Source organism: Aureimonas ureilytica DSM 18598 = NBRC 106430, assembly GCF_000382705.1.
Taxonomy (GTDB): Bacteria; Pseudomonadota; Alphaproteobacteria; order Rhizobiales; family Rhizobiaceae; genus Aureimonas; species Aureimonas ureilytica.
This window is the reverse complement of sequence record NZ_ARQE01000015.1, coordinates 33,698-47,906: the sequence shown is the minus strand read 5'-3', so window position 1 is coordinate 47,906 and position 14,209 is coordinate 33,698. Positions and strand designations below refer to the sequence as shown.

11 protein-coding genes and 4 pseudogenes are annotated in these 14,209 nt (G+C 63.6%); 6 read left to right on the top strand and 9 right to left on the bottom strand.

The genetic code is table 11. From position 1 onward, the window contains the following. Positions 1-47 precede the first annotated feature (47 nt). The 4 genes from B146_RS27045 to B146_RS27035 form a co-directional block, all read right to left on the bottom strand. Positions 48-1,001, bottom strand: a complete 954-nt coding sequence (locus tag B146_RS27045) for a DUF3829 domain-containing protein (protein WP_019998623.1) — start codon at positions 999-1,001, stop codon at positions 48-50. A gap of 367 nt (positions 1,002-1,368) precedes the next feature. Beyond that, positions 1,369-1,611: a hypothetical protein gene (locus tag B146_RS28045; protein WP_026358848.1), complete on the bottom strand. Its 243-nt coding sequence runs from the start codon at positions 1,609-1,611 to the stop codon at positions 1,369-1,371. Between the two features lie 467 nt (positions 1,612-2,078). Then, positions 2,079-2,960 (bottom strand): helix-turn-helix domain-containing protein, encoded by an 882-nt coding sequence (locus tag B146_RS0121865; protein WP_019998621.1) that lies wholly within the window; start codon positions 2,958-2,960, stop codon positions 2,079-2,081. 185 nt (positions 2,961-3,145) lie between these two features. After that, entirely contained in the window at positions 3,146-3,382 is a 237-nt protein-coding gene (locus B146_RS27035; RefSeq protein WP_019998620.1) for a ribbon-helix-helix protein, CopG family, read from the bottom strand. A gap of 311 nt (positions 3,383-3,693) precedes the next feature. Between B146_RS27035 and repA the strand changes: the two genes are divergently transcribed. The 4 genes and pseudogenes from repA to B146_RS28645 form a co-directional block, all read left to right on the top strand. Beyond that, the gene (gene repA / locus B146_RS0121855) at positions 3,694-4,917 is read left to right on the top strand and encodes a plasmid partitioning protein RepA (RefSeq protein WP_019998619.1); all 1,224 of its coding nucleotides are present in this window, start codon (positions 3,694-3,696) and stop codon (positions 4,915-4,917) included. After that, the gene (repB, locus tag B146_RS27030; RefSeq protein ID WP_081631093.1) at positions 4,914-6,002 is read left to right on the top strand and encodes a plasmid partitioning protein RepB; all 1,089 of its coding nucleotides are present in this window, start codon (positions 4,914-4,916) and stop codon (positions 6,000-6,002) included. The genes repA and repB overlap by 4 nt, the downstream gene beginning before the upstream one ends. A gap of 157 nt (positions 6,003-6,159) precedes the next feature. After that, positions 6,160-6,910: pseudogene (locus tag B146_RS28650) on the top strand (IS5 family transposase). A 606-nt stretch (positions 6,911-7,516) separates the two neighbouring features. Next, positions 7,517-7,985 (top strand): annotated as a pseudogene (locus B146_RS28645) (IS5 family transposase); the annotation flags it as partial. A gap of 21 nt (positions 7,986-8,006) precedes the next feature. On the opposite strand, the gene B146_RS28640 reads toward B146_RS28645, so the two are convergent. Next, positions 8,007-8,947 (bottom strand): IS630 family transposase gene (locus B146_RS28640; RefSeq protein WP_156421763.1). Its coding sequence is split into 2 segments (ribosomal slippage): positions 8,007-8,614 and positions 8,614-8,947, totalling 942 coding nucleotides; the frame shifts between segments, so codons are not numbered across the junction. Between the two features lie 77 nt (positions 8,948-9,024). On the opposite strand from B146_RS28640, the pseudogene B146_RS28635 reads away from it, so the two are divergent. Continuing rightward, positions 9,025-9,345 (top strand): annotated as a pseudogene (locus B146_RS28635) (transposase); the annotation flags it as partial. Positions 9,346-9,844: 499 nt separating this feature from the next. Here the strand turns inward: B146_RS28635 and B146_RS29985 are convergent. After that, positions 9,845-10,468: pseudogene (locus tag B146_RS29985) on the bottom strand (transposase); the annotation flags it as partial. 310 nt (positions 10,469-10,778) lie between these two features. Between B146_RS29985 and B146_RS29425 the strand changes: the two are divergent. Beyond that, on the top strand, positions 10,779-11,267 hold the full coding sequence (locus tag B146_RS29425) for a DUF922 domain-containing protein (protein ID WP_162141964.1): 489 nt from the start codon (positions 10,779-10,781) through the stop codon (positions 11,265-11,267). On the opposite strand, the gene icmT is transcribed toward B146_RS29425, so the two are convergent. The 3 genes from icmT to B146_RS0121805 are packed head-to-tail and all read right to left on the bottom strand — an operon-like array spanning position 11,253 to position 14,208. Then, positions 11,253-11,660 (bottom strand): IcmT/TraK family protein, encoded by a 408-nt coding sequence (gene icmT, locus B146_RS28040; protein WP_019998612.1) that lies wholly within the window; start codon positions 11,658-11,660, stop codon positions 11,253-11,255. The genes B146_RS29425 and icmT overlap by 15 nt on opposite strands. Before the next feature lie 2 nt (positions 11,661-11,662). Further along, positions 11,663-13,162, bottom strand: a complete 1,500-nt coding sequence (locus B146_RS0121810; RefSeq protein ID WP_019998611.1) for a DotG/IcmE/VirB10 family type IV secretion system protein — start codon at positions 13,160-13,162, stop codon at positions 11,663-11,665. After that, a complete protein-coding gene (locus tag B146_RS0121805) occupies positions 13,159-14,208 on the bottom strand; it encodes a DotH/IcmK family type IV secretion protein (protein WP_202815005.1) in 1,050 nt (349 codons plus the stop codon). The genes B146_RS0121810 and B146_RS0121805 overlap by 4 nt, the downstream gene beginning before the upstream one ends. Between the last annotated feature and the right edge of the window lies 1 nt (position 14,209).

Below are 14,209 nucleotides of genomic sequence, written 5' to 3'. Positions count from 1 at the left end.
GCGATCCTCCGCCTGGCCCCTCAGGACCGTCACCGCCGACCCCTCCCTTAGCAGGAGAAGGGCTGGTTGAGCTGGAAGATCATCATCGAGAAGTTCTGCTGAAGACCGTTGAACTCCTGCTGGAGTACGAAGGACGGCGTGCCGGAATCCCGGTCAAACCGGCCTTCCTCGGCGCTCTGGACCGCCTTGCGCCCGTTCGCGATCACCAAGTTGGCGCGGCTCTGAAGGGTTGGGCACCCTTCCGGCTTCTCGGTCCGGACGGCACGGTCCCAGTTCTCGACCATTCCCGCCATCTCGTCGAGGTTCTTGGCAAACGCCTGGCGCGTGGCGACGTCGTCCGGTTCGGTGAAGACGGTCAGAACCTCCTTCATCGCCGCCTTGCCGCGCAAGACGATGCCGGCACGGTAGCGTTCCACGCTGCCCTCCGGCGCCCGGTCGTAGGCTTCCTGCGTCAGACGCGCGTCCCGCGCGTCGATCCTATCGAAGAAGACCGTCTCCGCGTCCACGACCTTCCGGAGCGATGCGACAAAGGCCTCATCCTCCGCTCGCGCCTTTGCGCCCTCGTCCGTCAGGAAACCCTTGGACTGGGCGTAGTTGGCCAGCCCGTTGTTGACCGGCTCGAAGGCGGCGATGGCACTCGCGTAGTCGCGAGCCGCCGGGTCGAGCTCTGGAATCGAGCCAGCCATTGCGGCCGCGCTCTCTAGCCGGGCGCGTATCTTGGTGACGTCCTGGACCGGAACCACGGCGTAGTCCTCCAATGGACGATCACCGGCGAGCTTGGAAGCGACAGTGTCTTGGTGAGTCTGCAAGGCCTTTGCAAACGTGCCGGAACTCTCATTGGCAGCCGTGATGTAGGCGTTCGACTTGGCGATCTCCGTCTGGTCGGCCGACGACGTCGCGGTCCCTCTAGTTCCTGCGTCCCGACTCTCGCCGTTGCAGCCGCTCAAGCAGACAGCTGCCAACAGTAAACCTGTCAACCAAACGCGATCGCGACGAAGCATACCCCCTCCCCTCCCCTGCCTTGTCGATGACGACGTAAAGTCATCCATCCGTATGTCAGCTAAAGGGAACCACTACTGCCGGCGACGCCCTATCGTGCGCCGGTTGTAACGCGATTACACCGACCCGGCCAGACCGCAGGTGTTTCGGGCCGCGGGGTAAGGTCGGCTTTAAGCGCTCGCAGATCCTCGTCCCAACGTAGGAGTCGTTCCAGGTTCATGAACACCTCCATGACCCCGCCGTCGGTCGTGCGGTCCAAGACATTGGCGAACGGAAAGCGGCCGCCGACTTTCGGCATCGCTAGGCACTGGCACGTAAGCCTCGAAGTGACCGCCTTCGGCAGATAATAGTAGAGGCCGGCAGCATCGACTAGGTCGAAGGTGCCGCGCTCGTCGGCGCCTTATGTATGCCAGCGACCGATCCCTCAAAGGTCTCCCGCGCTGTGCCGGTCTCGGCGGCGGTGCCCGCGATGCTCACCGGGTCCTGGTCGAGCTCCATCCAGCGATTGAACAGGCTTGCCTGAAAGGTGCTGGACAAGGTGACCTCGAGCAGATGGCCGGAGACCGTCAGGATCTCGGCGGCCCTTTCCCGTTCGGCCGCCACGGCCTCCATTGGCGTCCATCTATCGCCCACCGAGCGGGCGATACGGGCAGCCTAGGGCCCTTACGCGCCGTCCGCAGCGGCGCATAGCTCCAAGACTGTGCTGTCGAACCGGACGGCTCCCCGCTCCGGCGTGCCGGCCAACGCCTCAGCGGCTTGGATCGCCGCGCAGCGCGCGGAATCGAGGCGTTCAGGATCGAACGCCGTGGGGCGGTGAGCCTTTTCGCCCAACCACAGGCCCCGTCCACCGACCGATCTTCGATAACCCGCTCAGGGGTTCCAGAAGAGCCGGACAGCGCATCGGGTCCTACTCCGATCCCCGCGCCGATCGATCCGGCTGCGGCTAGGCATCGCCCTCTCGGATCTCTCGAGGTCGTCGCTATTCCGACCGGCTAGAATTCGGGCAAGCCTTTCCCGTCGGCGCGCTCGCAGCACGCCTGTTCCGTTTCGTCTTTGGTCGGATCGAGGGCTGCTCGGCCTCAGATCGATGGCATGGCTCCCGCCTCTTCCCCTTTCCAGAGCCTTTCTCCTCTTTCCCACGCGCAGGTATTATCGGATTTCTCGCAGCGCAAAGAGAGATTGATTTGGAATTGGTTTCTGTGTGACGGATCCGTCACCCCTGCCGCGCCGGGCGCCACGCGGCGGGAAGAGTTGAGGCGTGCAGAATCGAACACGGCGTCGAAGAGCTGGAACACGGCCTTAGGCGTTTCAGCCAACCAGCGGGCAAGCCCCCTCACCTCTTCGAAGAACGGCAGCACGCGCTCGGTGAGGATAACCGTGAGACCGAGATGCAGGCCGCGCGCGTTGCAGCGGATCTTCAGCTCGATGTAGCCGAAGCGCACGAGGTCCACGAGATAGCGGCGGATGGTGCGGGGCGAGCGCGACATGATGTTGCCCGCCGTGCCCTTAGTTATGGTGGTCTCCCGGCCCTTGCCGCAACGCGCGCGCAGGACCTGGAGAAAGGCCTTGGCGTTGGGCGTCAACCGGTCGTCGCGCGCCCCCGTCGTAGCCATGCTCTGGGCGTATTGGCGGCTGTCCTGCGGCGCGGGTCGTTCGTAGCGCGCGGGCCCAGCGGCAGTTGGTCGCTTAGGTCTCAGCCGGCGCGCGCGGACGGCCGTCTCCAGCCGCTCGCCCTCAGCTTTGCGGCCGATCGCGGCCGAGCGCCAGCGCGCCTCGGCAAGCGAGATCAGCCCTGCCGCCTGGTCGCGCCAGATCGCGGCGCGGGCGAGGAAGTCGGGATGCGGCCCGGCGCCGCTGTCCTGCGTGAGCTCGAGCAGCGGCGTTCCGGCGCCCGGCCTCGAGATCGAGGCGCGCGCAGGCACGGGCACGCTCAAAGGCGTGCGGAACTGTTTCTCCGGCATGGTCTCTCTCCTTGCGCGAGGCAAAGCGAGGCCGTGGCGGGAAGCCGCATTTTCATTTGACGATGAAGGCGAAGGAGGCTAAACCTGCGAGCAACCACGCATCACAGATGAAGGCTCCGGCGGCTCCCGCTTCGGGGCCTTTTTCTTTGCCTATGGCGTCTCCTCGTTGGGGATGGGTTGGGGCATCACTCCGCCTCGCTTTTGACCAGCGCGGCGTCGACCCGAGTCAGCCCGTCCAGATCGCTCTTGGCGATCAGGACGCGGATCACGTCCGAGCGCGAGGCAACCCCCAGTCGCTCCTTCGCCTCGTCGAGCGCCGCGATCTCGTTCTCGTGGAGAACGGTCTCGGTTGAACGAAGCCCAGCCGCGCGACGGCGCGCGCGGATCGCGGCTACGGCTTCTGTTGTGCTTCTTCGAGACATCGCGACAGACTCGGCGGCATTGAGGGTTACTAGGAAGGGTTACGTGACCCGAAACGTGAACGCCACCCCTGGGCTCGGGCCGCAGCATGGCCCAAGCCGCCTCGGCGGGCATAAATCGAGGAAGAAGCGGAGAAAAACCGCCTCTGCGGCGACGCATCAGACGATCCCAAATCCGCTCTAAGCCATTGGTTTAAAACAACCTGTTCTCAAGCTGGTGCACCGTCTCGTTTCCAGCATGTCCGGACCTTACGTCTCGACGGCCTATGATATAAAAACTGGGCTCGATCCGTCAGAAGGACCTTTTCCCGCCCATGACCGTGCCTGCCGTCCCGATTCTCAGCGAAGATCCCGCCGACAAGGTCGTTCGGCATGGAGCAATTCTCTCGGCCGAGCTGCAGGCGCGCCGCCAGCAGATGTATCCGCCGGACGCACGCAAGAACCTTCGATTTTTCATGACGCACGAGGTCTCTAAGCTCACGTCCATTCCAGAATCAACGCTGCGAACTCTATCGATCGAGGGCAAGGGGCCGGTGCCTGCGCGCCTAGAGAACAACCACCGGGCCTATACGCTCGGCCAGGTCCACGAGCTGCGCGAACTCTTCGCACAGATGAAGCCGTCGGAGGCACTGCGCTTCCTGCCGCGTCGGCGCCCGGGCGAGCCGCTGCAGATTCTCTCCATCGCTAATTTTAAAGGTGGCAGCGCCAAGACCACGACCAGCGCCCATCTCGCGCATTATCTCGCGCTGGCCGGCTTGCGCGTCCTGGCAATCGATCTGGATCCGCAGGCCTCGCTCTCGGCCATGTTCGGTTTCCAACCTGAATTGGATGTCGGTCATAACGAGACTATCTACGCGACGTTGCGCTACGACGAGGCGCGCCGCCCAATGCGCGAGATCATCCGGCCGACCTATTTCACCGGCATCGACATTGTCCCCGGCAATATTGAGGTGATGGAGTACGAGCACGAGACGCCGCGTTCGCTGGCCGGGGGCGCCAACGGAAGCCAAAGCGGGAGCCAAACCGTCTTCTTCGAACGGTTACGCCTGGCGATCGCCGAGGTGGAAGACGATTACGACATCGTGCTTCTCGACACGCCGCCTTCACTCGGCTTCCTAACGCTGGGAGCGATCTACGCCTCTACGGGCCTTCTCGTCACCGTCCACCCCGCCATGCTGGACGTCATGTCGATGAGCCAGTTCCTTCTGATGATGGGCGATCTCATTGGCGTAGTGCGCGAGGCCGGGGCTGGGCTCAGCCAGAATTTCCTGCGCTATCTCATCACCCGACACGATCCCAACGACCAGTCGCAGGTCCATGTGGTCGCCATGCTGCGCTCGCTATTCGGCGAAGACGTACTCCTACCGACTGCCGTGGAAAGCACGGCGATTGAAACAGCGGGGCTGGCTAAGCGCACGCTCTACGAACTGGAACCCGGCAATATTGGAGCGAGCACCGTGAAGCGGGCTCGCGAATCAATGGACGCCGTAAACCAGCACATTCTCGACTTGATCACTCAGTCCTGGGGCCGGGCATGACTAAGTCTCCGCGCAAATCTATCATCGCCAATTTCGCCTCCTTCGCGAGCGAACCCAAAGGGACCGAACCGCCGAAAAGCGAGATGGACGAGAGCGCGGGACCGGCCGGAGCCTCGTCCGAAGCCGCGTCCCTCTCGCCCGCCCCGCCACCGCTTCCGCCGGCCAGCGGTCTTGCGCAACGGGTTGGCGCCTCGGTGATTGGGGCGACGCAGCGCTCCATCGCCGAGTTGCGCGAGGAGCGCGACCGGCTTCTGCGACAGGTGGAGAGCGGCGGAGCACGAGAGATCGATCCGAACCTCATCGACCCCTCGCCCTTTCGCGACCGCATGCCGGAGGACGATGAGGCCGATTTCGTTGGGTTTCGTCAGCGCTTCGCCGAGGAGGGACAGAGGGTTCCGGCTGAGTTGCGTCGGCACCCTGATCATCCCGGCCGTTACCAGCTCGTCTATGGCCATCGGCGCTGGCGCGCAGCCACCGATCTCGGCGTTCCACTGCGGGCAATCGTGGTGGAGAAGACGGATGCCGAAGTCGCGGTGTCGCAGGGCATCGAGAATGCCGAGCGGCAAGATCTGAGCTGGATCGAGCGGGCGACGTTCGCCGCCACATTAGAGCGCGCCGGCCTCAAGGCGCGGGAAGTTCGGGCTGCGCTCGGCATCGACGATCCCGAACTTGCCCGATTCCGCGCCGTGATGCGCGTCGTACCGGAGGAGACTATCCGCCTGATCGGCCGCGCGCCGAAGGCCGGGCGTCCGCGCTGGGTGGAGCTGGCGCGGCTTGCCACAGAGCGCCCTGCCCGGCTCGCTCAGCTTCCCGAGATCCTGGCTGCCGCCGAGGCCTCCACCTCGGACAGCCGGCTTCAAGCGGCGCTGACCCATCTGCGCGGCGAGGACAGGCCGAGCGCCCGGACGCTGGATCTGCGCGATGTCGATGGCCGACTTCTCGCGCGGGCTCAGCTTGGGCGCGGAAGCCTGCATCTTGCCGCCGACAAGGCCGCCGCCAGCGACTGGGACGACTTCCTGCGCGACGATCTCGCGCAATTCGCCCGCCGCTTCCGCGAATGGCAGTCTCGCCGCATCCCGCGCTGATAGCTAAACCTTGGCAGCTGCCAAGGTTGCCGCGTCGCTCGTACGGCCCTTCAGCGTCGGCTGGCCCGCTCTAGGGCCGATCGACATTCAGGGTTCCCCGATCTGCTGAATGCTGATTCATGAGCTTCCGTGTTGAAGCGCGGGGCGTGCGATGGGGATCAAGCGGTACGAGTTGAGCCAGGGCCAATGGGATCGGATCGCGCCGCTTCTGCCTGGCAAGGCGACCGATCTTGGCCGCACCAGCCCCGACAACCGCTTGTTCGTGAACGGATGTCTGTGGGTGTTGCGCTCGGGCGCCCATTGGTGCGACCTGCCGGAACGCTACGGCAAGTGGAAGACGGTCCATCGGCGTTTCAGCCGCTGGTGCCATGCCGGCGTGTGGGAGCGGGTGTTCGAGGCGCTGACGGCTGACCGCGACAACCAATACCTGATGATCGACAGCACCATCGTTCGCGCCCACCAGCAGGCGGCGACCGGAAAAGGGGGGCCCAGGATCAGGCGTTGGGGCGTTCCCGAGGCGGACTGACCACCGAGGTCCACATGCTGGCCGACGCACTCGGCCGACCGCTTCGCTTCATCGTCACGCCCGGACAGACCGGCGACATCACCCAGGCGCCCGCCTTACTTCAGGCCAGAGCGGCCAAGCCGTGCTCGCCGACAAAGCCTATGACGGCAACGCTCTACGGGCCACCATCGCCGATATGGGCGCCAAGGTCGTCATCCCTTCGAACCGATCCCGCAAGGTCGTCATCCCCCACGATGCGATCGCCTACAGACAGCGCAACCGCATCGAACGATGCTTCGGACGCCTCAAGCACTTCCGGCGCTTCGCCACCCGTTACGATCGCCGAACCATCCACTTCATCGGCTTCATCCATCTCGCCGCCGCTATGATCTGGTTACGCTGAATGTCGATCCGGCCTAGGGCAGTAGGCTTACTTCGCCGATCCAGAGGAATGGCTGGGCCGTTCGTCCGGTCGCGATCATGATAGGGTCCGCAGAACAACCGTTCGCGAGTGAAGGACCTGCTCCTTCGAAACAAGCGCGCCATCGTCCATCGGCCACCAAGACAGCCGCATCGCCTACAATAGTGTTCAACGCTCAAAGATGATCGGCGCGTCCTGACGTTAAGCGCCTCGCAAACTGCCCCATTTCGCCTGCCTGCAGGCCGTCGTCGGTTTTCATTCACATACCCTCCATCACCGAAGCTCGGCTGCTCGGACACGGCGAGCGATATCGCGAAGACCTGTTGCTGTCTGCTTGGAAGATTGCGCCCACGGGCGCCAATAGCAAAACCTTGGCAGCTGCCAAGGTGGCCACCTCGCGTGACACTGCTCCGCATTGTCTCCTGAGGAATAGGGAACGCGTTCGACAGCGTCGTCTGAATTACTATACCCGCTCCTTCAAACTCTGGTTATCCAGTTTCCAGGAATGAAGGGAAGAGCGTGAGGATCCGCAACACGCGAATCCACTGAGAGCAGAGGACAAAGTCGCTTTGAGATGGTTGGGCTGAGATGGCCCATCTTGTTTCCGACGACCTCTGGGCGGCTGTGGAGCCGCTTCTTTCACTGGATCCGCTCAAGCCGAAGGGCGGGCGTCCGCGCACCGACCACCGGGCGGCCCTGGCTAGCATCGTGTTCCTTTTTCGCACCGGCTGTCCGTGGCGTGACGTTCCGAGCGAACTGGGCGGCTCGGGCAAGACATGCTGGCGGCGCCTTTGCGCGTGGCATGTGGCCGGGGTCTGGGACCAGCTGCATCGGGTGCTTCTGGAGCGGCTGGCCGGAGCTCACGCTCTGGATTGGAGCCGGGCGGCGTTGGACAGTGCCAGCCTGCCCGCAAAAAAAGGGGGCGCCGAGACGGGGCCGAACCCGACGATCCGCGGGCAAGCCGGGGACCAGGGGCCCCATCGTCACCGACCGGCAGGGCACGCCGTTCGGCCCGAGTCTGTCGGGCACCAACCGATACGACAGCATGATGTTGGCGCCGTACTAGAGCATATCCGGTTCACGTTGCATCGTATCCTGCGGCCTGGAAGCAGTTGGCGCATTCCGTTGGTGTGAAGACCGGGACGATCTCGCCGACGGCTCGCCACAGGGCATCGACGGTGCGCTCGGCACGTGCACGGAGCAGGGCCTTGAGCTTGGCGAAGGCGTTCTCGATCGGGTTAAAGTCGGGTGAGTAGGGCGGCAGGAAGCGCAGGCTTGCCCCAGCCGCTTCGATGGCCGTCCGAACGCCATCGGCCTTGTGGGCCGGCAGATTGTCCATGACGACGACATCACCGTGCGAGAGAGTGGGCACGAGTACCTGCGCGACATAGGCCAGGAACACCGTGCCATTCATGGCGCCATCATAGACGAACGGTGCCGTCATACCGGTGAGGCGCAAGGCGCCGACGAAGGTGGTGGTCTTCCAGTGGCCGTGGGGCACACCGGATCGGCAGCGCTCGCCGCGAGGCGCCCGACCGCGCAGCCTTGCCATCTTTGTCGAGAGCCCCGTCTCATCGATGAACACCAGGCGGGCCGGGTCGAGATCAAGCTGGCCCTCGAACCAAGCCTGCCGACGCCTCAGGACGTCCGGACGGTCCTGCTCCAGTGCGTGTGCGGTCTTTTTTTGAACGTCCAGCCCTGCCGGCGGAGCCAGGCGCTCAGCGCCGAACGGCCCATAGGCAGGCCACGTTCGGCCGCCAGGCGCTCCACCATCTCGTTCAGTGTGATGTCCTTGCGGTCCTGGATCATCGTCTCGACGAACTCGGCATGGGCGTCCAGGCGCGAACCCCGCCGTCCTCCCCAAGGATGAGCCGAACGCTCTCCAAGTCGGGCGCGAGCCGCCCATCGTACCGCCGTCGCTGCGCTGATCCCGAACCGAACCGCAGCGCGCCGAGCCGACGACCGCTCTGCTTCCTTCAGAACACGCTCACGCAGATCGTCGCTGTAGGGCCGTCCCATCGTCCATCTCCACCCAAGGCAGAACGTGAATCACAAGCAATGCTCTGACTCAATGCAGGCCGGACATGCTCTAGGGTGCCGTCCCAAGCGTTCGCAACGGTCTTGGCCGGCCTCGGCGTCGCCCCGTCAAGCTGCGCGCCGACAAAGGCTACGATCACAAGCGCTGCCGCCGGGAATGCCGAGTCCGCGCGATCACGCCGCGCATCGCGCGGAGCGGCATCGAGACGAGCCAGACGCTGGGTCGCCATCGCTAGGTGGTCGAGCGCACCTTCGTCTGGCTCGCCCAGTTCCGCCGTCTCGATTTGCGCTACGAACGCCGAGCCGACATCCACATCACCTTCACCAAACTCGCGTGCGCCATCATCTGTCTACGGCGGATCAAACGGTTTCGTCCTTAGCCTAGATGCCTACCGTCGTTAGATGGGTTTAAGGGTGGCCAATCCGATCGTAGGCTTGACTGGAGATGCCACCGCACTGGAGAAACGCGTCCTTGTATGCGGCAGCGATCCCGGGCACGGAAGAAGATTATGCACTGGAGAACCAGGGCTTGCGCTCGTCCCACCATATACTGGGCGGTCATGGTTAAACCTATTGGCTCACCGCCTAGGCTTCAATTTGCGCACGTGTCTAAGCCCAATTTTGAACCTTGGCAGCTGCCAAGGTTTTTAATTCGACGGGCTCGATCTACGTCGCCAACCTGAGACCAAAGCTCATGGCGCCGGCCTCGGCCAAAAGCAAAGGAGCGCCCATCGACCATTGCTTCGAAACCTTGCGCCGGTTCCGGCCGCAGCTATCTTAAAGCCTGCGAGGCAATGGACGCACGTGAGCCGTTGAGTGACAGTTGCAATCAATGCGATGGCGGCCAAATAGGTGGTATCGGGTTGCGATGCGCCTTCAGTTATTGAGCCAGCCGAACATGCGCGCAGTGAAGTTGCTGCGGCGGTAGGCCCTGCATTTTACTGGACAGACGGTATCTCGGGTGGTCTGGCCCGGAATGACTGGCACGATGTCATACTTGATGAGCCAAGTCCGCAGCTCAACGGGATCGTAGACTTTGTTCGCATTCAGGCGCTGTGTCGGTCTCTTGGCTTCCAAAAGCGGAAGAGCCAGAAAGATGTCGGCGATGTTGATGGTGTCAGTGTAAGGGCGACTAGCCGGCCACCAGCATCGGCCAGACAATGGATTTTCGTAGTTCGGCTTTTGCGCCGGAGGCAGACCGCTTGGCTGAACTCCCCCTTTCCCATCAGAAGCGAAACAGAGAGCCTTCACAGAATTGCTGTCGAGACAAAGCTCGTCCAGAACGGAGCTTGCCGCTGCGACCCTGGCGAAAGCACGCTGACAGATGTGACGCCGAGTCTATCAGGGGTAGCAGTTGTAGATCGTTTGGGCGGCCCCTTACTCGGGCGGCACATCTCGCCAGCAACCGCCCGTCTTTTGAATATGCAGGATGTACGAAATCACCCGCCGGTCATTGTCCGGCTGCTCGCCGAGTTGGTTCTCTGACAGGTGCGGCTCCAACACAACCTATGTCTAGTCCGACCCCCAGAACAGATCACGCATGATCGCTCGCCTATCTGAAACCTCAATATCAGACGACATCTCTCAATCACGAGAATACCTTGGTTGGGTCCCCTATTATCAAGGAAAGCCTCGTTCGAATAGTCGGGCGAAGGTCGAACGCTACAGTCCGGGTGTAATACCAGCGCCCAAATGGACGCCTTCAAGCGACAAAAACGTAGGTCTCTCGATGCAACGTTGGTCGCGGGCTTTGAGCCTCACTGCCTTAATGGCTGCCATGCCCCCTGCATCAGCAGCAGACCCCAGTGTCGCGTTGCGTGTCAAGACCTATCCGATCCAAGGTCGGACCAGCGAGGAGTTGCGTGACACAATCATCCAGGCGTCACGCGCGCTGGGCAACGGAGCGCATGGGGCGGCGTCCGCGACGTTCAAATTCGTGCCGCTGCTCGACTACCGCGAGTCCGAAAACGGTTGTGTCCTGAGTGATGTTCGGGTGCGCCTGGAAGCGGCGATAACGCTGCCCGAATGGGTTTCCTCTCGCGGCGCCGATGAAGCCACGGTCGGAGCCTGGCGACGGTTCGAGCGATATGTGAGGGCCCACGAGGCCCGGCACGAAGCTATCGCGGCCGACTTTAGACGGACTATGGAACGGGAGCTGGAGGCGATCGGCGTCATGGAAAGCTGCCCGGCGCTTGGCCGGGAAGCTGTGGCTGTGGTCGCCGATGTGGAGCGAATGCACCACGAGGCGCAGATATCGTTCGACCGCGAGGAGCGGGTTCGCTCGTCGCTACTCGGCCGGTGAAGGAGAGGGGAGGGGAGCCGACGCGCCCCTCCCAGCCTTTTCCGGCGCCGGCACCGGCATCTGCCGAATGCCACGAGCCCCAAGCGTCGGATGTCCCTCGAAGCCGAAGTCGACAGCGTGACGGTAGCGTGACATGGGGCGTGCGGGACGGACGGGTCCAGCCAAACGCGCCCGGACGCCACGGATCGAAGACGAGAAGCGGTAGCCGTAGCGCTCCATCCCCCAAAACAGGAGGATGCCGATCACAAGGAGCAGCGCGGTCCAGACCCGGAGATGCAGGAACAAGAGCGCCACGAAGAAGATGAGCCTCGCGTCGAAGATCGCGAGGCGTGGGTTCTTCATCGTGTAGCGCCACTCGATCGGCTTGCCGAACAGGCCGTCGTTGCCCTCCATGGTCAGAACCGCTGGACGTTTTCGGTGAAGAGGACGCCGATCAGCTTGCCGGCGTTGAGGCGCACGATAGGGCTGCGCGGTCCCATGTCCTCGATCTCGTTGGCAAGCTGGTCGCCGACTTCGCCAGCGCCGGCGTAGAGGCCTTCCTCGATATTCGGCTTAGGCCGGGCGATCCCGGCCCCTGTGAGACCAAGGGGCACGATCGTCTGCTCGGTTTGCGAGAGGGTTCGGCCGATCCCGCTGAGAAAGGCGCCAGCGAGCTTTGGAGCGTATCGCTGGAGAAGGCGGGCATCGTATTCGGACTTCACCGCCAGCGTGCCTTTGGCGGCGTCAATCGCATAGGCTTTGGCATCGAGGTTCGTACCGTCCTCAAGGACGACCCGATCGAACTGGACGACCATGGCCGTGGTCTCGCGGTTCTCCTTGAACGAGCCAAGGAGACGCGCGCCCTTGAGGGGACCGCGCATGACCTTAGCGACGACCGGCCCTGGTGTGTCGGTGTCGGAGCCGTTGACGATTACGGCGTAGGTGATGGAGCCGGCGGCTGCATAATAATCGCCGGTGAACACGGGCGCGCCTGTACCGTAATGCCGTCCGCTATCGACCTGAAGGCGCGGCTCACTCTTGGTCGGAGCCACCGAAAGGTAGGGAAGAGACGTGTCGAGATCGGCCTGGTAGCTGGTGTCCTGCGGGATGGCCTCGACAGGAGAGGCATTCGGATTGCGTGTGGCCTGACGTTCTCGCTGCGAGCGCGTCTCGCGGCGAGGATCCCCGCTGCTATTGAGAACGGTCTGAGGCGATCCCGGCGCGCGGACCTGAACGCCTGTCGGGCGTCCCTTGGGATCGACATAGAGTTCCTGATCGATGACGATCGTGTTCTTGGATTTGCCGACCTGCCAGGACCCGGACAAGCCGTTGCTCTGTGAGGCCATGCGCTTGGCCATGGCGTCGATGCTGGCCCAATCGGTCTCGGGCTGAGGCGGCATTTGGTTGGCGACATTGGAGATGAAGCGATCACGGTAGACGATCTTCTCCTTCACCTCGACAGGACGCTGGTTCGCGGGAGGCAGCTTCGGCTCTACGACCGGGATCGGCTCCTTGGGCGGTTCGACGGGCCGGGTCGGCTCATCAGGCGTCGCGAGGAAGCTTTGTCCCGGCGTCATGGCTGCCTGCTGCGAGCCCTGCTGGTTGGAATTGGCGAGCGACTGGCGGTAGTTTTCGGAAGCAGCAAGCTGGGGGCCTGCGGGCGTCGTGTCGATGTTCCTGGGAACAATGACCATTCGCGAAGCCGATCCATCGCTGCCACGGGCGAAGACCGTGTAGACGGCGCCCGCGAGGAGGGCGGCCATGCCGACGCCGAGGATCACCGGCGCCTTGCTGCGGCGCGGCTTGGCGCGGTTGATCGTGCCGGAGCTGGTCAGGCTCGTATCGGGATCGGGGTTCACCACCCGGGCGTCCTCGCCGGCATCGTGTCCGTCGATCGGGGCGTTCTCTTCGCTCATTGGGTGATCCTGACCTTGGTGACTTGGCCGTTGCGCGAGATCAACGCGACCGGGGCGGGACGCAGACGATAGGCCTTGATGCCGCCCGGCCCTGCGAGGGTCGCGGACCATGACGGAGCCATGAGGGTCTGGTTGGTGCGGATGTAGAGATTGCCGTTGAAGTGCCAGGCCGCGACGTCACTGTCGTCGGTGGAGAGCTTGCGGGCGGTCTTGGGAATGTCGGAGCCCTGGACGAACGCCATCATGAGTTCGTCGGAAGCGGTCTGCTTGGGCTCGCGGGTCTGGACGGCCGGGATGATCGCATTCGGGCCGCGACCGTTGACAGACAGATCCAGGCGATAGTGCGAACGAGCCTCGTTGGTCTCGAGGTCGATCACGAGAGGCTGGTCCTCTTTGACGAGCGAGACGGCGAGGTTGGAATAGCCGTGGGCGACCATTGGCGAGACGGCGAGCTGGTTGGAGCCCTCCTGCATCGCATAGACCTGAAACGCGTCCTCGCGCCCGACCACGAAGCTGGCGATCGGCCAGGGGGCGCCGGTCTGGTCGAAGAACGAGATGATCGAGACCGTGCCGGGTGAGGTTTCGAGCTGGGGGGTCGGGCCGCGCGTATCGAGCGAGACGCGAAGCGATTGCGTGAGGGCTTCCGGGCGAATGCCGGACGGAGGGAGCGCGGCGGCGCGCTGGCTTTCGTTGAGCCGGCGGCGATAGTCGCGGATCATGTCCGGGTTGAGCGGGAACTGCTCGCGAAGCGACTGCCCGTAAGCCGTGATCTCCTCAGGCGACAGCGGACGATCGAGGTCGTTCAGGCTGTTCAGGAGGCGGCGTGACTGTTGGGCTCGCGCTTGCGACTGCTGGGGGCTCGGTGTCGTTCGAGGAGAGGACTGAGCTGCCTCGCCTTCAGAGATCGGTGAACTTTCGTTGGAGAGTTCGACGTTCGTCTGGCCTGGAAGAATGGGATGCATGGTGACAGGCGAGGTCGACTGCGCGAACGCGGGGGCAGCGGTGAACGCAGTCAGAAGGGCGACGAAAGCTGTCGGTCTCGCCATT

Bases quoted from the DNA above. Each gene is read 5' to 3' on its own strand.
- B146_RS27045 (WP_019998623.1), bottom strand. From the start codon at position 1,001: ATGCTTCGTCGCGATCGCGTTTGGTTGACAGGTTTACTGTTGGCAGCT.
- B146_RS28045 (WP_026358848.1), bottom strand. From the start codon at position 1,611: ATGGAGGCCGTGGCGGCCGAACGGGAAAGGGCCGCCGAGATCCTGACG.
- B146_RS0121865 (WP_019998621.1), bottom strand. From the start codon at position 2,960: ATGCCGGAGAAACAGTTCCGCACGCCTTTGAGCGTGCCCGTGCCTGCG.
- B146_RS27035 (WP_019998620.1), bottom strand. From the start codon at position 3,382: ATGTCTCGAAGAAGCACAACAGAAGCCGTAGCCGCGATCCGCGCGCGC.
- repA (WP_019998619.1), top strand. From the start codon at position 3,694: ATGACCGTGCCTGCCGTCCCGATTCTCAGCGAAGATCCCGCCGACAAG.
- repB (WP_081631093.1), top strand. From the start codon at position 4,914: ATGACTAAGTCTCCGCGCAAATCTATCATCGCCAATTTCGCCTCCTTC.
- icmT (WP_019998612.1), bottom strand. From the start codon at position 11,660: ATGGAGGGCAACGACGGCCTGTTCGGCAAGCCGATCGAGTGGCGCTAC.
- B146_RS0121810 (WP_019998611.1), bottom strand. From the start codon at position 13,162: ATGAGCGAAGAGAACGCCCCGATCGACGGACACGATGCCGGCGAGGAC.
- B146_RS0121805 (WP_202815005.1), bottom strand. From the start codon at position 14,208: ATGGCGAGACCGACAGCTTTCGTCGCCCTTCTGACTGCGTTCACCGCT.